The sequence below is a fragment of the Teichococcus coralli genome, assembly GCF_009829925.1.
GTDB lineage: Bacteria > Pseudomonadota > Alphaproteobacteria > Acetobacterales > Acetobacteraceae > Pseudoroseomonas > Pseudoroseomonas coralli.
On sequence record NZ_SNVJ01000051.1, the window covers coordinates 1 to 4,908 of the forward strand.

Below are 4,908 nucleotides of genomic sequence, written 5' to 3' on the forward strand. Positions count from 1 at the left end.
GCTCCTACACCACGCCCGGGGGCACGACCTCCGTGGACTTACGCGGAGGACGCGCTCCTGATGGTCGGCTACGCGCCGAAGGCCGATCATGGATGGGAACTCGAGCAGCTGGCGGTCAGGGGCGACGCCGCGCTGACCCCCAGACCCTGTCCCTGATGCGGGAGACGATCCGCCGCCGCCTGGACGCGGACGCGATCGTCCGCGAGGCCGCCGCCGAAGCCCGGGGGATCGCCAGCGGCCGCGAGTCGGGCTGCGATCCCCGGCAGGCCGACGCGGTGGTGCACGACCTTTTGGCCGAGATCGACGCACTGCTGCCTGACCTGACGCCCTTCGAGCACGACGGGCGGACCTACCGTCCGGTCGATGACCAGGAGGTCGCCGCCGCGCTGGCCTGATGCTCTGTGCTTGAACGGCGCGGCAAGCGGCGCCGGAGCGGCTGGGAGGGCATTGTCGCCAAGCTCGCCGGCGGCGAGCTGGCGGCCATGCTGCGGCAGTCGAACCTGCGCGTCTTCCGGGCGCCGCCGCGGAACATCCAACCGCATGAGGCGTCCGGCAATGCCGAGGATGGCATGTCGACTCCAGACGAAGCCCTTCAGGCAGGAGGCTCAAACGGGGAGCCGGAGCACGGATTACCACTACCCCGAATGCCCCATCCGTTACCCGCACCTGTTACCACATTTCGGATTTCTGACCTCCCTGCCAAGGCATAGCCTTCGCTCTTCATGACCGGAGGACGCCCCAGTGATCACCCTGACCTCGCCGAGCCCCTTCCAGTTTGGAGCCGTGACGGTGCAAGAGGGCGATCAGGTCGCCCTGAATTTCAGCCGAGATGACGCTTCGGCCGCCCAGGACTTCTATGTTGCGTGGCGGTCTATCAACGGCGACCAGAGCGGCGAATTTGTTGGCGTCAACCTGAACCAATCCCTCCTGGTCCATTGGGATGCCGGGGATGCCTCGACCAGGACGGTCAACCTGCAGACCGCGGAGGACAACATTGTCGCGGCGTCTCCGCTTGCGGCTGTCAACTTTGACTTGATCCCGGCTGGCGGGGTGGCGTCCGGCGACTTCTATGCGCTTGGCCAGCAGCGCCCCGCGTTTCAGATCTCCATCATGGAGGACGACGTTCCGAACGTCTCCGTCTCCCTGATCGGCGGGACGCGCGGGACGATGACGACGATGGTGCAGGAGGGCGAGAGCGTCACCTGGCACTTCGAGCGCACCGACACCTCGAAGCCCATGACGTTCGAACTGCGCCCGGGGGCAAACTATATGGCCGACGCGCAGACCTGGTGGGGCTATGATCCGGCGCGCCCGCTGACCGTGCACTGGGACGCGGGCGACATCAGCGCGCGGGATGTGACGGTCACGGCGCGGGAGGATCACGTCACCGGCGCGCCCGGCTCAACCATCTGGATGCTGATCCCGCAGCAGGGCGTGACCGGGTTCCAAGGGCCGGATGCGCCGAACACGAACCACCTGGACGACGGGGGCCTTGTGACGCGGCTCTCATTCGTCAACAACGACGCCCAGAACACCGCCCCGGTCTGGCGCTTCTGCGACATCGCCACAGGCGGCCACCTCTACACTTCGAACGCGGCGGAGCGGGACATGGCCATGAGCGCGCCGGGGATCATGCGCTTTGAGGGCGTGGGGTTCTCGGCGCCGGCGGAAACGTCCGGGATCGGGCTGGCGGCGGTGCATCGGTTCTATGACCCAGGGACCAACGACCACCACTACACCACCAGCGCCGCCGAGTTCGAGGCCCTGCTGCACACCGCCGGCTGGCGATACGAGGGCGTGGCATTCACGGCGCGGACCGAGGCGTCGGATGGCCTGGAGGCGGTCTATCGTTTCTTCGACACCGGCTCGCGCACACATTTCTTCACGTCCGATGTTGGCGAGCGGGACGGCATCATCGCCAACGCGCCGGGGTGGCACTACGAAGGCGTCGCCTTCTACGTGCCCGCCCCTGAGGCCGCGCCGGAGCGCACCGAAGTCCGCTACGACGACGGCAGCCGCGATGCGGTCGAGTACGACACCGCCGACACGCGCGTCTGGAACTCGCGGACCTCGCGGTTCGACGCGCAGAACCACCTCGTGCAGCGGGCCGAGGTCGGCGATGACGGCAGCCAGGTCATCACCCACTACGACGTCAACGACAGCTATGACTGGAGCGTCTGGACCAGCACGGTGAAGCACGGCGCCCGCACCGAGTGGTTCGACTACGATGACGGGCTCGGCAGCGGCCCCACGCCGGTCTGGCCGGATGCCGGGTTCAGATACTCTTACCCGACCTATGATGAGGAGGGGCATCTGACCCGGATCCTGAACTCCTCGGAGGACTACCGCGCGCCCGTCAACACGCGGCTCACCACCACCCTCGATCCCCACGACGATCAGCCCTGGGCGGTCCAGGTGGATGAGTCCGGCTACCGGGTCCAGCACTACAAGCAGGTCATCCTGTTCGATGAGGGCGGGTCCTACGTCCGCAACAACGGCACCGGCTGGGGCGGGCCTCCGAACCCCAGCGACATCGTCATCCGGGATGCGCATGAGCGGCTGGTGCTGCAGCTCGACCAGACCCTGGAAGGGACCTACGGAAGCCCTCCCGATGACGCTCACCTCGCCATGGACGAGACCCTCGGCGCCCAGCGCTGGACCGAGACACTGAACGCCGAAGGCGAGGTGACGCACCGCAGCGCCGACCTCGACAATGGCCTGCGCCTCACCCTCGACTACAGCCACCCCTCCCCGGAACTCATCAGCGAACGGATCATGCTGACTGAGCTGGTCTCGGGCTCGGTCGCCATCGATGTCACCCTCACCGTCCTTGCCAACAGCTTCCATTCCTCGGCGCTGACCTTCGCCTGACCGCGGGAGGAGCCGGTCAGCCGTCCGGCTCCTCCTCGCCTTCCTCCACCCGGCCGCAGGCGGGGGCGCCGCTGGCGGCCAGCGGGTGTGACCTTCACGCACGCCAATCCCCTCATTGGCGGGCCTTATATCGAAAGCTCGGGACAGAACCTGTTCTGAGGCGTCGGGGAGTGATGGCGCTCCTCGTTCCTGATGGCCTATGGGCTGGGTCGAGACCTCGCTGCCGCGGGAGCGGCCGAAGCCGAGAGGCGGCCGGCCGCGGGCTTCGGCTCGCGCCGCCTTGGCGGGCATCTTGTTTGTGCCGCGGAGGGGCATTCCGTGGCACGAGGTGCCGACCGGGTTGGGTTGCTGCGGCAAGGCCTGCTGGCGAAGGCNCGGAGCGGCTGCAAGACGCGGGGGCCCTGGACCGGCGCCCGACAGCGCCAGACGCCGGCAAGCCCGATGATCACCGCCGCTGCCGTCGGGAGCGCCGGGCCCGCGGCATCACCCCGCGCCTCGCACGACGAGGGAACGAGAGCCGCACCCGCCTTGGCCGTCGCGGGGGGGGGGGGGGGGGGGGGGGGGGGGGGGGGAGCGCACCTTCGCCTGGCGGGCCCGGTTCCGGCGTCTGAGCGACCGCCACGAGCGCCGCGCCGACTTCCACCTCGCCCTGACAACCCGCGCCTGCGCCATCATCCGCTGGCAACAGATCAGGTGGATTTGTCCTTGGCTTGAGGGTGCTTGCCCGCGGCGCCGCGCCCCTCGTCGAATTGGCCATGCACACCGACTCTGGCTCCCTGGCTGCTCACCATGACAACCTGCCGCTCACTCCCTTCAAGACGCGCCAACCCTCCGGCTTCGCCTGTCACCAGCGCTCCGGTGCCGTTCTGAAGCCACTCCCGTTTTTCTCATGTGGCTGCCTGCTGCAGAAAGGAGTATCGTTTCGAAGAGTACACAATTTACCGGGCGCAGTGCCTGCTCATGCAGGGAGTTCTGCCATGAAGCTGAGTAGATGCCTGCAGGCTTCACTCATCGTTCTGGCCACCGTCCTTGGGTTTCCGGCGCGTGCGGAAACCGCCACGGAGGTCATCAATGGGGCCACCTGTATCCCATACCCGCCCAACGACAGCACCTCGGCCGTCCCTTATCAGCACTGGCTCTACGTCTTTCGAGAGATCGCCTTCTGTCACATCACCATGCCCCCCGGCTGGTCGGTGGATGACCTCTCTTATGTCCTCTTCAATGCGGCGTTATCCAGCGGCACATTGACGGCACGCCTCTGCGTGCATTCCGGAACTTTCACCGTCACCTGCGGCGCTCCACGCACCCTTTCTGCAGGCGCAACCCTTCAATGGGTGCAGCCGCCCGTGGTGCCGAGCTCCGCGTCAGGAGCATTCGTGCAGCTCCAGTTCCCGAGGGGCAGCGTATCGTCCATCCGGCAGCTTGTGCCGGTCTGGATAAGGTAGATCAGCAGCGGACAGCGTCTTGGAGGTGCTGCGATGACAATGTCATGCAGGCGGCCGGCCCCGGTCTCTGGCACAGCGCTAGCGGCCCTGGCTCTTCTCTCCTGTGCACCGGCACGGAACCCGCCCGTGGACCTCTCCCCGGACCAGCATCGCGCGGCACTGGAGAGACGCGGCCAGGAGGAAATGCGCTTCCTGGAAAGCTTGGCCCGCGAGGTTCAGAACGAACAGCGGAATGATGCCTGGGCTGGAGAGCGAGAAACAGCGCTGCGCACGTCATATGCTGCCGATCCAAGCCTGCCACAGGGCGCCCTGCGGACCATCGATTGCAGAAGTTCGAGATGCGAGCTTCAACTGCAAATACCCTCTCAGCGTCAGCCCTCCATGGCAGCCGACCAGTACCACACCCTCAACAACTGGATCTCCGCTCAGCAGCCCTGCGGCTATACCTTGTCAGCGCCGCCCCTTTCAGCCGCCTCGGCGGGAATGCACCGGATCTTTCTGGACTGCAGCCGCCAATAACTTCCGGAAGCGGTTGTGCGGCCGGGCCTTCGGTTGCATCCTTTTCTAGAGCGGTTTCCGGCCTGACTGAATC

General features: G+C 66.7%; 3 protein-coding genes and 1 pseudogene. All 4 read left to right on the forward strand.

Annotation, left to right across the window (positions count from 1 at the left end; translation table 11 throughout):
* Positions 1 to 155: 155 nt before the first annotated feature.
* Positions 156 to 395 carry a hypothetical protein gene (locus tag E0493_RS22790; RefSeq protein ID WP_160939556.1) on the forward strand — a complete coding sequence of 80 codons (240 nt, stop codon included), beginning with the start codon at positions 156 to 158 and terminating at the stop codon, positions 393 to 395.
* A 715-nt stretch (positions 396 to 1,110) separates the two neighbouring features.
* Entirely contained in the window at positions 1,111 to 2,871 is a 1,761-nt protein-coding gene (locus E0493_RS22795; protein WP_160939557.1) for a hypothetical protein, read from the forward strand.
* A gap of 173 nt (positions 2,872 to 3,044) precedes the next feature.
* A pseudogene (locus tag E0493_RS22800) lies at positions 3,045 to 3,577 on the forward strand (transposase); the annotation flags it as partial.
* Positions 3,578 to 3,848: 271 nt separating this feature from the next.
* Positions 3,849 to 4,316 carry a hypothetical protein gene (locus tag E0493_RS22805; RefSeq protein WP_160939558.1) on the forward strand — a complete coding sequence of 156 codons (468 nt, stop codon included), beginning with the start codon at positions 3,849 to 3,851 and terminating at the stop codon, positions 4,314 to 4,316.
* Positions 4,317 to 4,908 lie beyond the last annotated feature (592 nt).